11 protein-coding genes are annotated in these 14,094 nt (G+C 67.4%); 7 read left to right on the top strand and 4 right to left on the bottom strand.

Going from position 1 to position 14,094, the window contains the following annotated elements; genetic code table 11:
• Window positions 1-106: 106 nt before the first annotated feature.
• From ACWEPG_RS18425 to ACWEPG_RS18415, 3 genes are all read left to right on the top strand, one after another.
• Window positions 107-754, top strand: a complete 648-nt coding sequence (locus ACWEPG_RS18425) for a TetR/AcrR family transcriptional regulator (protein WP_450135137.1) — start codon at window positions 107-109, stop codon at window positions 752-754.
• Between the two features lie 97 nt (window positions 755-851).
• Window positions 852-3,722 carry a BTAD domain-containing putative transcriptional regulator gene (locus ACWEPG_RS18420; protein WP_452594953.1) on the top strand — a complete coding sequence of 957 codons (2,871 nt, stop codon included), beginning with the start codon at window positions 852-854 and terminating at the stop codon, window positions 3,720-3,722.
• Window positions 3,723-3,784: 62 nt separating this feature from the next.
• A complete protein-coding gene (locus ACWEPG_RS18415) occupies window positions 3,785-5,182 on the top strand; it encodes an FAD-binding oxidoreductase (RefSeq protein ID WP_452594952.1) in 1,398 nt (465 codons plus the stop codon).
• Window positions 5,183-5,485: 303 nt separating this feature from the next.
• Here ACWEPG_RS18415 and ACWEPG_RS18410 read toward each other — a convergent pair whose 3' ends face one another.
• From ACWEPG_RS18410 to ACWEPG_RS18395, 4 genes are all read right to left on the bottom strand, one after another.
• Window positions 5,486-6,358, bottom strand: coding sequence for an SGNH/GDSL hydrolase family protein (locus tag ACWEPG_RS18410; protein ID WP_452594951.1), 873 nt, complete (start codon window positions 6,356-6,358; stop codon window positions 5,486-5,488).
• A gap of 223 nt (window positions 6,359-6,581) precedes the next feature.
• Window positions 6,582-6,812 (bottom strand): hypothetical protein, encoded by a 231-nt coding sequence (locus tag ACWEPG_RS18405; RefSeq protein WP_450115499.1) that lies wholly within the window; start codon window positions 6,810-6,812, stop codon window positions 6,582-6,584.
• Window positions 6,813-6,946: 134 nt separating this feature from the next.
• Window positions 6,947-8,551 (bottom strand): DEAD/DEAH box helicase, encoded by a 1,605-nt coding sequence (locus tag ACWEPG_RS18400; RefSeq protein ID WP_452594950.1) that lies wholly within the window; start codon window positions 8,549-8,551, stop codon window positions 6,947-6,949.
• Between the two features lie 214 nt (window positions 8,552-8,765).
• Window positions 8,766-9,440 carry a hypothetical protein gene (locus tag ACWEPG_RS18395; RefSeq protein WP_450115497.1) on the bottom strand — a complete coding sequence of 225 codons (675 nt, stop codon included), beginning with the start codon at window positions 9,438-9,440 and terminating at the stop codon, window positions 8,766-8,768.
• A 580-nt stretch (window positions 9,441-10,020) separates the two neighbouring features.
• Here ACWEPG_RS18395 and ACWEPG_RS18390 point away from each other — a divergent pair.
• The 4 genes from ACWEPG_RS18390 to ACWEPG_RS18375 all read left to right on the top strand — a co-directional run bounded on the left by ACWEPG_RS18390 (window position 10,021) and on the right by ACWEPG_RS18375 (window position 14,014).
• The gene (locus tag ACWEPG_RS18390) at window positions 10,021-11,118 is read left to right on the top strand and encodes a tyrosine-type recombinase/integrase (protein ID WP_452594949.1); all 1,098 of its coding nucleotides are present in this window, start codon (window positions 10,021-10,023) and stop codon (window positions 11,116-11,118) included.
• Window positions 11,119-11,339: 221 nt separating this feature from the next.
• Window positions 11,340-11,540, top strand: a complete 201-nt coding sequence (locus ACWEPG_RS18385; protein WP_452594948.1) for a helix-turn-helix domain-containing protein — start codon at window positions 11,340-11,342, stop codon at window positions 11,538-11,540.
• A gap of 193 nt (window positions 11,541-11,733) precedes the next feature.
• On the top strand, window positions 11,734-12,711 hold the full coding sequence (locus ACWEPG_RS18380; RefSeq protein ID WP_452594947.1) for an AAA family ATPase: 978 nt from the start codon (window positions 11,734-11,736) through the stop codon (window positions 12,709-12,711).
• Between the two features lie 1,141 nt (window positions 12,712-13,852).
• Complete coding sequence (locus ACWEPG_RS18375) at window positions 13,853-14,014, top strand: helix-turn-helix transcriptional regulator (protein WP_452594946.1); 162 nt, start codon at window positions 13,853-13,855, stop codon at window positions 14,012-14,014.
• Window positions 14,015-14,094: the final 80 nt, after the last annotated feature.

Raw genomic sequence — 14,094 nt, 5'->3', positions numbered from 1 at the left:
TCACGGCTCCGCTGAGAAACATGGTCTGACCTAGGATACTACGGAGTATCATCACGGGGAGCCCTTCGAACGGGTCGAGAGCGGCCGCGTGTGAGGAGGTGAGGGTGTGAACGAGGCGAGTGCTGCGCGTGATGCGAGTTCCGCGTCGGACGACGTCACCGTCCGAATCCTCGACGCCGCCGCCGACGCATTCATGCGGGGCGGCTTCGCGAACACCACGATCGACGACATCGCGCATCGGGTCGGCGCCACCAAGGGGCTGATCTATTACCACTTCCGTTCGAAGTTCGACATCTTCCTCGGCGTCTACGAGGACGGAATGCGCCGGCTCGACGCCGTGGTCCGTCCGCTCGCGAATGGCCCCGGCACCGGCCGGGCGCGGCTCGAGGCGATGTCGAGAGCCCACGTGGTGAACCTGATGACCGATCTCGGATACCACCATGTGGTGCAGCAGGGCGTCCGCGACCAGTCCTCGACCGCGATCAAGGCCCGTCAGCGTGACGCGCTGCTCGCACTCAACGAATTGCGCCGCGACTACGAGCGGCTGTTCCACGGCGTGATCGTCGACGGCATGCGCGACGGATCCCTGCGGCAGGCCGACCCGTCACTCGCCGCCCGCACACTGCTCAGCAGCATCAACGCGGTCGACACCTGGTACCGGCCGATCGAAGGGCAGGACGAGAGCGAGATCGTCGCCCTCGCCGGTGACGTCGTCACGCTGATCATCGGTGGCATCGCCGTGCCCGAGGGCTGACGTCGCCTCGTCGGCGGTTGTTTCGCAAGGCCAATCACCTTGTCCTTCGGTACCGTTCCTCCGGTCCCACCTGCGGTGTGCGACGAGAGGACGGCCCATGCCCGACGGCCTGGAAGAGACCGACGGCCCGGAACCGCCCAGCAGCCTCGATCTGCGGGTGCTCGGTCCGGTGACCGCGCTGCGCAGCGGGGCGCCGGTCGATCTCGGCGGCGGGAGGCAGCGTGCGCTGCTCGCCGCGCTCGTACTCGCGCATCCGCACACCGTGTCCGCCGATCGGCTTCTCGCCCAGGTGTGGCACGGTGTGGACCAGCCCAAACTCAGTTCGCTGCATGTGGCGATCTCCAAACTGCGCGACGCGCTGAGCCCGGACCGCGCTCGCCGTGCCGACGGGGTACTCGTTCGGGACGGCACGCGATACGCACTCGCCGTGGACCGGACGTGCATCGACGTCGCCCGATTCGAGGACCTCGTTCGCGGCGCCGATCAGGCTTCCGCGACGCCGGAGATCGCGGCCGAGCGGTATCGCGAGGCGCTGTCACTGTGGCGGGGTTCGGCCTACGCGGACATCGGGGGAGCGGAGTTCGCGGCTCCCGAGGTCACCCGCCTCGCCGCGCTGCACGTCGACGCGGTGAAGTCACTGCTCGGCGTGGACCTGACCCAGGGGCGGTATCAGGACGTCGCGACCCGGGCGCAGGTCCTGGTCGCCGATCACCCGCTCGACGAACGCGCCTGGGAGATCCTGGTTCTCGCGCAGTACCGGGCCGGGCGGCAGTCCGATGCACTGGCCTCACTGCGGAGGATCCGGGCGATCCTCGACGACGAACTCGGTATCGATCCGGGCATCGGTCTGCGGGACCTGGAACGGGCGGTGCTCGCGCAGGACGATTCGCTGACCCCGGCGACGGTACCGGTCCCCGTTGCCGCGGCGCCCGCACGGGCATCGAACCTGCCCACCCCGCGCACCCGGCTGGTCGGCCGTGACCTGGACGTCGAGTCCGTGACGGCGTTGTTGTCCGCACATCAGCTCGTCACCCTCGTCGGCCCCGGCGGGGTGGGCAAGACCCGGCTCGCCGTGGAGGTGTGCGGCCGTCGCCCGGACGAGGACGGGCCGTGGCTCGTGGATCTCGGCGCGGTGACCGGCGGGTTGGTCGCGGCCGCCACCTCGTCCGCGCTCGGCCTGCCCGGAGTCGGCACCGCCGAGCATCTCGCCGGAGTGCTCGCCGGCCGCAAGACCGCGCTGATCCTCGACAACTGCGAACACGTCGTCGCCGAGGCCGCGGACCTGGCCGCGGCGCTGATCGGGCAGTGCCCCCAGGTGCAGGTGCTGGCGACCAGCCGCGAACCGCTCGACGTCGACGGGGAAGTCCTGTTCGACGTCGCCCCGCTGGACACGGACTCGGCCGTCGAACTGTTCGCCACGCGAGCGGGCGGCGTGGTCGAGGGATGGATCCTCGACGAGTCGAACGCGACTGCGGTGCACACCATCTGCCGGGAACTCGACGGCATACCCCTGGGCATCGAACTGGCCGCGGCGCAGTTGAGGGTGCTCTCCGAACAGCAGATCGCGGACGGGTTGGGGGACCGGTTCACCCTGCTGCGCAACGGGTCTCGCAGTGCCCCGCCCCGGCAGCGGAGACTCGTGGACACCATCGACTGGAGCTACCGGCTACTCGATGACGAACAGGCGCGGGTGCTGCGGCAGGTCGCGGTGTTCGCCGACAGCTTCGACCTCGCCGGTGCCGCGGCCGTCACCGGCGCAGCCTCCGAGTTCTCCGCCGTCGAACCGCTGACGGCGCTCGTGCGCCGATCGTTGCTGAAGGTGCTGCCCGGCACCTCGCCGCGGCGCTACCGGATGCTGCAGACCATCAAACAGTTCGCCCTCGACCAGGCCGAACCCGAGGAGCACGCAGCGGCCGCGCTCGCGCACCGCGAGCATGTGCGGGCCAGGGTCGCCGCCGCGGGTGACGGACTGTACGGCACCCATTCCGTCGCGATCATGAACGAGATCGCGGCGGACGACTCCGAGCACCGGGCCGCGATGGCGTCGGCGCTGGCGGCCGGTGATCCGCACTACGCACTCGAGATCTCGGGCGGGTTGTACTGGTTCTGGTACCGCCGTGGCCGGATCGGCGAGGGACTCGGGTTCCTGAACGCCGCCGTCGACGGGGTCGCGGCGAGTGCGGGGCCGGTCGATCGGGAGCACCTGGCACACGCACTGACGGGCATCGCCTCGCTGACCTACCTGACCGGAGACGCGGCGGGCGCAGCGCAAGCCGCGCGCCGCGCCTCGGAGTTGTGGGAAGCGGTCGGCGTCGAGGCCCATGCCGCCCGCATGCAGGCATGGGAAGGCTACTTCCACTCGATGCAAGGTGACCACGACGCGGCGGTGGTCCTGTGCCGACGAGGGGTGGAGCGCACCATCGCGGCCGAGTCGATATTCGGCGAGGCCGATGCCCGCATGGTCCTCGGAATGGTGTTGCGCAACCTCGGCCACTCACAAGAGGCATGGTCGGAACTGGTGAGTGCGATCGCCTGCGGAGAACGGGTCGGCAACCGGTGGGTCGCCACGTCGTCGACCTGGGCGCTGATGAAGGCGGCGATGGACCTCGATCGCCTCGACGACGCATTGGCTGCGGCCGTGCACATGCAGGAGATGCTCGAGATCGACGGTGACGTGACCTCGTGGCTCGTCCTGGTCCACACCTCCGCCGCCGCCCTCGCGCGCCGCGGATCGACGGTCGAGGCGGTGACGCTTGCGGGTGCGGTGCACTCGCACGGCAGCCGGATCGGCTTCCTTCCGGAGTGGATGGACCCGGTCGACGGACCCAGGGAGGCGGCCACCATCCGGGGCGCGGTGAGCGCCGAGGACTACCGGCGTCACGCCGCGTCCGGGGCCGACCTGAGCCGCGACCAGGTCAACGAACTGCTGGCCGGGGCGTTGGCGAGGTGGGTTCCAAGCGGGGAGTAAGAGTTCGGTAAGTGATGCCCGGTGTCCTGATCTCGTCACCTTCCACCGAGACGAGGAATCCCATGTCCACCAGCATCAACGAATCGTCCCCCGCACTTCCCTCGATCGCGGCGGCGCTCGACGTCGCCGTCGCGGGCCCGGTCCATGCGCCCGGCAGCGGCGGCTACGACCTCGCCGTCGCCGCGTTCAACTGCGCCACCGTGCACCGGCCCGCCGCGGTCGTGGTCGCGGCGAGCGCCGCCGACGTCGCCGCCGCGGTCGGCGTCGCGGCCGAGGCGGGGCTGACCGTTGCCGTGCTGGCCACCGGGCACGGCGCCGCCGCGGTCGGTCCGGACTCGATCCTCGTCAACACCGTTCTGCTCGACTCGATCTCCGTCGACGCGCACGCCCGCACCGCGACGGTCGGCGCCGGGGTGAAGTGGCGGCAGGTGCTCGACGCCGCCTCGCCGTACGGCCTGGCCGGGCTCTGCGGATCCGCGCCGGATGTCGGGGTGGTCGGGTACACCCTCGGCGGCGGGATGGGGCCGATCGGACGCACCTACGGTTTCGCCGCCGACCACGTCCTCGAGATCGAGGTGGTCACCGCGGACGGCCGGTTGCGCCGCGTCGACGCGAACACCGATCCCGAACTGTTCTTCGCGCTCCGCGGCGGAGGTGCGGCGTTCGGCATCGTCACCCAGATCACGTTCCGGCTCTTCGAGATCCAGACGCTGCTCGCCGGCGGCCTGTTCTTCGACATCGCGGACGCGGCCCGGGTGCTGCACGGCTGGAGGGAGTGGGTTCACACCATCCCGGAGACGGTGGGCTCGTCCGTCGCGGTGCTGAACCTCCCGCCCCTGCCGGATCTGCCCGAGCCGCTGCGCGGCCGGTCGGTGGTCCATGTGCGGTTCGCGCACGCCAGCGACACCGAGGACGGGGAGCCGTGGATCGCCGCGCTCCGGGCCCTTGGCACGCCGATCATCGACACCGTCACCGAGATCATGTACGCCGACGTGGGGGCGATCCACGCCGATCCGACGGAGCCGATGCCGGCCGCGGAGCGGGGCGCCCTGCTCCGTGAGCTGCCCGCGGAGGCGATCGACGAGTTCCTCGCCACCGTCGGGCCGGAGGGTGGGCTGCCGTTGGCGATGGCCGAGATTCGTGCGATGGGAGGGGCGTTGGCGCGGCCCGCCGGGGTGCCGAACGCGGTCGCCGGGCGGGCCGCCGCCTTCAGCCTGTTCACGATCGGTGCGCTGGCTCCGGAGATCGCGGACGTGGTTCCCGCGGCCTTGGATTCGGTGCTCGACCGGATGCAGCCCTGGGTAACCGGAGGGTCGCTGGTGAACTTCGCCGGTTCGGTGACCGGGGCGCCCGCCGAGCGGGTGCGGGCGGCATTCGGGGAGGACATCCACCCGAGGCTGACGCAGATCCGTCGGCGCGTCGACCCGGTCGGATTGTTTGCGCCCGCGGCCCGGTGGTGACGGGCGTGAAAGAGAGCGAGACTTGGGGGTGCGCGCGCCCTCGCGGCGTGCGATAGTGTGACGCGTCACCGCGCGGTGACACACCCCTCACACAATACGTAGGAGTTGCAATGGGCAGCGTTCAGGAGATCTTCGCTTCGATCGCCGACATCCTCGGTGGCCTCGGCCTCGGTTCCAGCGACGCGACGGCGCCGACCGCGGAGTAATTCCCGGACCCCACGCGACCCCCGCTGCTCCCGGTGAGCGGCGGGGGTCGCGTCATGTCAGGGGTGCGTCGGGTGGTTGCGGTGCACGCCGGGACCGTCAGCCCACGTCGACGACGGCGAGTACAGCATCTGCGAGAGCGCGTTCCCCGGCCGCGTTCGGGTGCACCGGAACGGGTTGCATCGCACCGATCATCGGCTCCACCCAGCGCTGCTGCTCGGACTGGCAGCCGTCCCGGCCCGTCGACGACTCCGACACGTCGACGAAGGTCGTACCCGTCTCGGCCGCGGCCCGCGCGACCACGTCGTTGAGGACCGTTTGCAGCTCGTACAGGTAGGGGACGTCGCCGGGTGCGAGCGGCATCGCGGGTGCGCACCCATCGGTCGGGGGCAGCAGGTGCGGGTAGCCGACGATCGCGACCTCCGCATGCGGGGCGCGGGCGTGCACGTCACGCAGCACCTGCACCAGTGCCGGGTAGGTCTGCGTCCGTACCGGTTCGGCAATGCTGTCGCCGTACTGCTCCTGGCACGGATTCCATGCACCCGGCCGGGACAGGCCCGCCCCGACGCACTTGGCCATGGCACCGGAGAAGGTATCGTTGTTGTTGCCGCCGATCGTCATCGTCACCAGGTCCGTCGACGGGGACAGGGCGTCCAGCTGCGGACGCAGACCCGGGTACTGCGGGCTGTAGAAGTCCTCGGTCTTGGCGCCGCCGCAGCTGACGTCGGTGAGCTGGTAGCCGCGCTCTGCGGCCACGAGATGCGCGAAGTTCCGCTCGGACTGCGCGCACGCCAGCGGAGTGCCCGGCACGATCGGGAACACGCCGGACCCGGCGCTGAAACTGTCGCCGAGATTGACGTGCTCGATCGCCTCACCCGGCGCCGGGGCGGCTGCCGCCGTGGCGGGTGCGGTCAGGGACACCGCGGCGAGAACGCCCGCGGCCACGAGATGACGCCTGGAAAACCTGTCCACCACTGAGAGACTCCTGTCGTCGTTCGCGAAACGGCCCGGAAGATACGGCTCGGAAGGGTGAGCCGGATTCGCGGCGACCCCGACGGCGGCAGGAGTGATCGACCCCCGCGACCCGACAGCAATCTAGACGACCGCCGAGCCGCGGACCGGAAAACCGGCCTGATTGCCCGGGTGCGGCCCACCCGCGCTCGCTGCGCGGGCGACCGGTGCCGGGGGCGTCGGCTCAGGCCAGGCAGATCGGGAAGATGATGTTCGGCCCGAAGACCGGAATGAGTCCCGTCCCCGCGCACGCCAGCAGGGCGCCGAGCGGATCCGTCTTCTGACCGATCAGGACGACGGGGTGGACCGGATCGGGAGTGATCGGCACCGCCGCGGCCCCGGCGATACAGGGGCCGATCAGGAGCAGGGGAGTGACGACGGCGACGACTGCCGCGCGGAGGGCTGTTGCGTTCATGGCGGACTTCTTCGATGGTGCCGGTGCTGTATGTCAACCTTGCGCCCGGGCATGCGGTCGCACAACCTCGGGCGGCCGGTGACGTTCCCGGCGCCCCGTGCCCGCGGTCCGGGCGTCGATGGGTCCGAGAGCGCCTATCCGAGGGCGTCGGACGGCAACCACTCGGCCCCGAACAGTTCTGCGATCGCACCCAGCGCACTCGTGTCGCCGTCGACGGACGCTGCTGTCACGAGCAGGCGCTGGACCATCGTCGTGGCGGCCTCCTCCTCGATGGTTCCCTCGCTGTAGAGCAGGAACCACGGGCACACCTGGTGGTCGCGATGCGCGCGGCCGACGGTCTGGCGCGCGGCGATCCCGGAATACCGCGGCTGGTGGAACAATCCGATCCGCGGAGTCGCTGTCGCCCGGGTCCCGTCGGAGAGATGCTCGTTCGCGTGCAGGCTGATCGCGGTGGTCGCGGTGAACACGCAGACCGACGCCTGCCCGCGTTGGAAACGCAGCCTCTGCTCCTCGGCGTCGGCGCGCCCACCGAAGATCCGCGCGACCGGGATTCCCCGGTTCTCGAGTGCATCGGCGATCGGATCGGCTGCGGTGGACACCATCTCCGCCGCGACGAGCACCTGATAGCCGCGCGCGACGTAGGCTGCGGCGAGGTCGACGGTGTGTGGCACCCGGATCATTCCGGCCTTCTGTCGGAATCGGAGCAGTGCGGCCAGGCCGCGCGCGGTGTCGGATCCTGTGCGCGCCAACCCCATTTCGCGCCGGAACTCGCCCCACTGCAGGTCGTATTGTTCCTGCTCGTTGGGGGTCAGTTCGACGCCGAGACCGTCGATCGGGGCGGGCCCCCAGGGGGAGTCGCGGTGGATCATCAGTGGCGGGTCGTGTTCGGTGAGCCACCTGCGTACCGTGTCGACTGCCTCGGCCTGCAATGACACCTGCTCCTTCGCCTCGGTCGACCACTGCCAGGTGCCGAATGTGCGGGCGAGCGGGAGGCCGGCGCGTGCGAGCCGGGCCCCGAGGTCGTCCCACTCGGACGGGTCCTCGCCATGGATCTGCGCGAAAAGAGAGGACAGATAACGCCATTCGCCGGGGTGGTGGCCGGGGGTGGCGGTGGAGGCGATGAGGAACGGTGCCTTCGCGGGCGGCGCGAGCATCTTCGTGATGCGGCGCATGTAGTCGGTGCGCTGCGAGTCTCGCCGGAAGTTCTGCGCCTCGTCGGCGACGACCACGTCGAAGGAGAACTTCGGCCGGCCGTTGGCCGCGATCAGCTTCTTCAACTGATCGGGGGAGCAGATCAGCCATCGGTGGCCGCCGTCGCCGACCGCCGCGATCGTCGACCGCCATGACGGGACGGTGATCGCGGTCGGACGATCGACGATCACCAGGACACTGGTTCCGGCGCGTTGGTCGAGGACCTCCCGCGCCCCGAGGACCGCGGAGATCGTCTTGCCCATCCCCACGTCGTCGAACAGCGCGATGCCACGCATCCCGTGCCGTGCCGCGTCCGCGATCGCGCGTGCCGCCGAGAGCTGTTCGGGCCGCGGAATCTTGGGTGCGGCCGTTGCCGACGAACCCCGAGTCCCGTTGAGGTCGTCCTCGATCCACTGCTGGTAGCTGTACGGCTTGGCGGCAAACGGCGCGAGCGCCTGCGGCAGCTCCTGCCCGATGTAGACGTGGCAGCGCAGCTTCTTGTTCCAGAGCGCGCCGGGAGCACTGACCCGGTGCGGGACGTCGAGCATCCACGCTCGCTCGCCGGGGCCGGGCACCGGCGCCGCCGCGGCTGTGGACGGCTTTCTCGTGGACTTCTTCGCCGGACGACGGCGGCTTGTCGCCAACGCCGGCGCCTACGCGTCGCGCCGAGGCAGCAGTGACGTGATTCGGCACGGTGTGTCGGTCATCCCGAGATCCTGGCACGCGCTGCCGACAAGTCCTCGATGGGTGGCCGAGGGGAACTCAGTCGAGCAGGTTGACCGCGTTGGCGACGACCAGGCCGAGGATGACGACCGACAGAATCGATTGCACGGCCATGGCGAGCTTCGCCCAGCGGGCCAGCGGCATGACGTCGGTCGGGCTGAATGCCGTGGCGTTCGTCAGGGCCAGATACAGGTAGTCGACGAACACCGGCCGCCACCCGGGCGGGGCCAGGCAGGGATCGAGCTGTTGGGGAAACGCCAGATCGGGGTGGGGTGACGGCCGTACATGCCTGGTCACGGGTCCGCCGCCGTCGAGTTCCCAGTACAGGAAGCCGAACGCGAGAACGGTCTGCAACCACACCAGTGCCCCCGAGGCGAGCAGTTCGACCGGCTCGGTTGTCTGCGGGGCACCATGCAGCAGATCCCAGACGAGTCGTGCCGAACCCCACGCCGCGCCCGCGGCGATCGCGACCACGAGCGCGATCGACAGCGCCCGCACCCACCGTCCGGGCCGATCGATACGACCTGGATCGACCACGATCAGTGTGATGAGCACGCCCCCTTCGATCGCGGGTAGGAGCCAGTCGGCGCCCGGTGAGTAGTGCGCGGGAAGCAGGAACGGTACGACCATTGCGACGACGACGAATACCGATGCGGTCCAGCGCCGCTCCGCGCGAGGTCCGCCACGCGTGGAGGTGGTGGAATCGCCGCTCATCGTGTCCCTCGTTCCTCGAGGCGGGAACTTTGCACGCTGTGCTCGAATGAAGGGTCTCACCACCGCTCGGCGAGTGCCAGCCGAACGTGAGTGTGCGGCTGAGCGGCCATGGCCGTTGACAGGGCGTTCATCGCGACCGCACTCCCCGAGCCCGTCGCCGCGCCGACGCCTGCCCCAGGACCCGAGCGGTCGAACGTCCGCCCCCGTCCTCGTCTCGTCAAAACGATTGCGGCCCTTCTGGGGGCAGCCGGACCGCTTCTCGCGGCTGTGCGGCGAGTGCGAGCAACCACGCGGCGTGTTCGGCGTGTTCGGCCTGTTCGGGGCCTGATCTGGCGTTTCGTGGTGCCCTCGGTGAGACTCGAACTCACACTGCACGGGTTTTGAATCCGTTCATAGTGATTCTTACCTGAAACTCTCTGACCTGTCAATATTTGCGAGTTGTCCCAGTTTAGAGCCACTTTCACGTCTGATTGATGTGGACACGATGACCCACGTTTCCCCAGTCGTGGACGCTACTTTGCCACACGTTGCCCCACATGTCTGCCACCTTGCCCCACGGCGTTGCCCTAGTATCCGTTGCATGGCGTGGGTCGAACAGCTTCCCTCCGGTCGCTACCGGGGCATGTACCGCGACGGGTCGAACCGGAAGAAATCGGCCGGCACGTTCGATTCGAAGCGCGCGGCACAACAGGCGGCGAACGCTGCGGAAGTCGGTGCACGACAGCTACCGGCCCGGTCTGATGTGACCTTCGGGGAGTGGTGCCCGGTGTGGTCGGCGGGCAGGCAAGTGGAGGATTCGACTCGCCGTGAGGATCAGAAGCGACTAGCCCGGCATGTGCTGCCGCAGTGGGAGGACGACCAACTGGCCGATATCTCTCGTGCTGACGTGCAGGCATGGGCCATCGAGCTGGTGGAGTCGGGGTTGTCGGCGTCCACGGTACGGAAGATTGTCGGCGTGTTGAGTTCGGCTATGAAGGCTGCGGTGCTCGCTGATCTGATACCCGCGAATCCGTGCACGGGTGTGGAGTTGCCGAAGATCCCGCCGAGCCCTGAGCGGTGGTTGTCGTCGGCGGAAGTGGATGCGATTCGAGAAGTGCTCGCGGACGGGCATCAGTTGGCGTTCGAACTGCTGGTGGGCACTGGGATGCGGTGGGGTGAGGCTACCGGCCTGCATTGGGATCACGTGGACTTGGACGCGGGCACAATCCAGGTGGTGTGGGCTCACGACCGTGCGGGCAAGTTCTTTAAGCCGCCGAAGACTCACGCGAAGCGCACCATCCCTATCGGTGAGCGTCTGGCCAACCTGTTGGATGCGCGGTTGGAGGAGTCGGGTTACGGTGCGCCGCCTGCGGGTGTCGAGTATCGGGAGATGCGGAAGCCGGGTTACGGGCTGGTGTTGGGCACGTCAGCGGGTACACCGCCGAACGGGGTTTCGTTCGCTCATGCTCTTGAGGCTGCTGGGCAGGCTGCGTTCGTGGGGGAGGGAAACCGGCGCCGTCGCGTAGGGCATGTGCGTCCGCATGACCTTCGGCATACCTACGCGTCGCTGTTGGTGCAGTCGGGGGTGCCGATTCAGGCGGTGGGCAAGCTGCTGGGGCATGGTTCGTTGTCGGTGACGCAGCGGTATGCGTCGGTTGGCGATTCGCAGTGGGACTCGATTCGGTCGGTTCTGGGCTAGTCGCGGTGGTTGCCGCGCTGCGGTGTGGTGCGGGTCTCAATATCTGCGTGTCCCGCGTCACATCGCATCAGGGCGACCTGGCGTTTTGTGATCGTTGACGGACACGGATGCCACGGCATCGTCCAACCCTGCCCATACCTTTATGTGGACACGAGGCGACGGAATAGCCCGTGTTGGGACTCACCGGAAACGTCTGTCCCGCAACATAATCGAAGGTGCCAATGCGCGATCACATGACTGTTGCCGAAGTTGCGAACGAACTCGGCGTGAGCACGAAGACTGTCCGTCGTCGGATCTCCGATGGTTCGCTGGCTGCAACGCGGGTAGGGCCGCGAATCCTCCGAATCAGGCGATGCGACGTTGCCGCGATGTGTGAGCCGGTCGCGCCGCGTGGACGACGTTCGACCCGGAGGGGACGTTGATGAGGGCGGCACGGAAACGCAAGGGCAATACATCAACACCACGAGTCACCTACTACGACTTCGCGGCAGTGCTCGACAAGCCCAACGCAACCATTCCTCCGAAGCGGCGGGCCGCAAGCACCTGACCAATCCGGAACGCCTACATACAGGACTCAGTGCCGCGACAGACGCGGACGACTCACAAGGGAATTACATGGTCTACTACTTCAATATTGCCGACGTTCTCGACAACGGCGGCACTCAGGTACTCCCCGACACGATGCGATGGGCGGAGGATCAGTGCCTGTTCTACTCCGGCAAGGTCAACTCAGTCTTCGGCGATCCTGAATCAGGTAAGACATGGGTTGCGCTCGCCGCTGTCGCCGCCGAACTGGGTATCGGCAAGCGTGTGGCGTTCATCGACATCGACCACAACGGGGTGCAGGCAATCGCCAAGAATCTTCTGAATCTCGGGGTTGATCGTGACGTGCTCGTGGATCAGGAGGCGTTCCGCTGTACTTCTCCTGATGACGAGGTGGTTTTCGGTGCCCTGGTTGCGGACCTCGTGGCATGGGGCGCGGATCTCGTGGTGCTCGATTCGATCGGCGAACTACTGCCAATCTTCTCGGCTTCCTCGAACGATTCTGACGACTACACGCACGTGCACCGTCGTGTGCTTACGCCTCTGGCTCAGGCCGGCGCGGCGGTGGTCGTGGTGGATCACCTGTCTAAGGGTGACAACTCGCGGGCGCATGGACCTACAGGGACGATGGCGAAGAGGCGGGCTACGGGTGGCGTGATGCTGCGTATCACTGTCGCTGAGGCGTTCTCGCCAGGTAGAGGTGGGCGGGTGCACCTGAACGTGTTCAAGGATCGGCACGGCGGTGTCAGGTCTCAGGTGGCCCATGACAAGTCGAAGGAGCCTCTGCTGGGTGACTTCGTTCTCGTGGCCGGCGGGGGTGATGCACTCTCGTGGTATATCGAACCGCGGGCGACTGAACTTCCGGCGAAGGAATCGACAGCGGACAAGAGGGAGCGGGAGCATCGAGAGCGGGTTGATCAGCTTCTGAACGCGGGACGTATGCCGTCGTCAATCAAGGAGGCTCAGAGTTTCCTTCGCTGCTCGCAGGACAACGCGAAGCGGGCGCTGGATGATGCCAGGGACATCTCCGGCGAGTTGAAGGCATCGTGATCTGACGCGGGTTCCTGAGGGCGGACATGAGGTTGCGGGCGGGTGTGGTGACTTCGGTTGCTGCACCCGCCTTGTCTTGTATCTGCACTCTTACCTGCGGCATACCCAATACCTCAGTTCCTCCACCTATGGGGTGGGTTTCGGTACGAGTACAGGTATCGCTTGTCTCCATACTCATACCCGTATCTACTCCACCCCTATATAGAAAAGGGGGTAGGTACGGCTGTGGGTATGTGTTAGACCAACTTCTCTTTCAAACAATCGTTCACGCGTCAGCGTGATCGAGGCCCCCGGCCGGTGGAGGGTGGGGGAGTGGGGGCAAAGCCCCCGCATGAAGTCAACATGAGGCTATGGGCGGGTGTGGTGGATCCTCTACTGCACCCGCCCTTGTCTTGTTTGGTGCCTACCGCGCGGGGCTCTGCCCCACACCCCGCCACTCTGCCGTGGAGGCAGGCACGCCTACGGCGGTGGCCCCAACAAGAGACGATCCCACCTCTTCTCGCTATCGTTCAGCGCCGCAGGCGATGATCGAGGCCCCCCGCCGGTGAGGGCAGGGGAGTGAGTCGAGAGCGGCGCACCCCAAGAAAGAGATGACCGGTGCTGACGCACCTATCACCGCGCGCTGAAAAGATGCGCACGGTGATGGACAGTTAGAGAACTAGGGCCAATGGCGATGTAGATGGCCCAGAGCGAAACGGCTAACGCTCGCCGCTTCTGTCGAAAACACTTTGACCTGCTCTGATGCCGAGTTGTCGACGGTCGACACTGAGTCGAGTCGACGGACACTCGTGGAGATCCCACGAGCCCTCGGCGCCACTCGTGAAAGTCTGCTACCAGCACGGATGCCGATGTGTCACAGTGTGACACTGACGTGACTCACGGCGGTAGTCACGGTGGGACTCCATCTACCTCGACCCGACCAGACGCGGCGAAAACGCTGTGACCTGGCGTGATGCTGATCTGTCCCGTGGGGACACCGCCGGGACTACCTCGGGGACTATCAAAAGAAAGCCGTCAGAAGTGTTTTGGCTGAACGGGTTTGACGAAAGATCGCACTAGGACTACCTGGGAGAATCTAAGCATTCGTGGGTAAGCCCTTGTGTGGCAACCACTCCCAACCAACACCCAGGAGGTGCCCACAATGGCACTCATCACCCTACGGGAAGTATCCGACCGAACCGGGCTCTCCGTCGACACACTGCGCCGATACATCAAAGCCGGGCGACTCCCCGCATCCCGACGCGGACCGAAGATCCTCGTCGTGGAAGAAGCCGATGTTGACGCGCTGACCAAGCGGGTCTAGATGGTCAAACGCCCACCACTGCCTCATTCGTGCTGGGAAGTGACGTGCCCTATGTGCGGTGCACCACCACGAACAAACTG

The organism is Rhodococcus sp. NPDC004095 (assembly GCF_053604015.1).
Note: the sequence above shows the minus strand (reverse complement) of the source record. Positions and strands in the feature narration are given on the sequence as shown.

What these genes read in the sequence shown, in the direction of transcription:
- ACWEPG_RS18420 (WP_452594953.1), top strand. Translation starts at nt 852, where the DNA reads ATGCCCGACGGCCTGGAAGAGACCGACGGCCCGGAACCGCCCAGCAGC.
- ACWEPG_RS18415 (WP_452594952.1), top strand. Translation starts at nt 3,785, where the DNA reads ATGTCCACCAGCATCAACGAATCGTCCCCCGCACTTCCCTCGATCGCG.
- ACWEPG_RS18405 (WP_450115499.1), bottom strand. Translation starts at nt 6,812, where the DNA reads ATGAACGCAACAGCCCTCCGCGCGGCAGTCGTCGCCGTCGTCACTCCC.
- ACWEPG_RS18400 (WP_452594950.1), bottom strand. Translation starts at nt 8,551, where the DNA reads ATGCTCGACGTCCCGCACCGGGTCAGTGCTCCCGGCGCGCTCTGGAAC.
- ACWEPG_RS18395 (WP_450115497.1), bottom strand. Translation starts at nt 9,440, where the DNA reads ATGAGCGGCGATTCCACCACCTCCACGCGTGGCGGACCTCGCGCGGAG.
- ACWEPG_RS18390 (WP_452594949.1), top strand. Translation starts at nt 10,021, where the DNA reads ATGGCGTGGGTCGAACAGCTTCCCTCCGGTCGCTACCGGGGCATGTAC.
- ACWEPG_RS18385 (WP_452594948.1), top strand. Translation starts at nt 11,340, where the DNA reads ATGCGCGATCACATGACTGTTGCCGAAGTTGCGAACGAACTCGGCGTG.
- ACWEPG_RS18380 (WP_452594947.1), top strand. Translation starts at nt 11,734, where the DNA reads ATGGTCTACTACTTCAATATTGCCGACGTTCTCGACAACGGCGGCACT.
- ACWEPG_RS18375 (WP_452594946.1), top strand. Translation starts at nt 13,853, where the DNA reads ATGGCACTCATCACCCTACGGGAAGTATCCGACCGAACCGGGCTCTCC.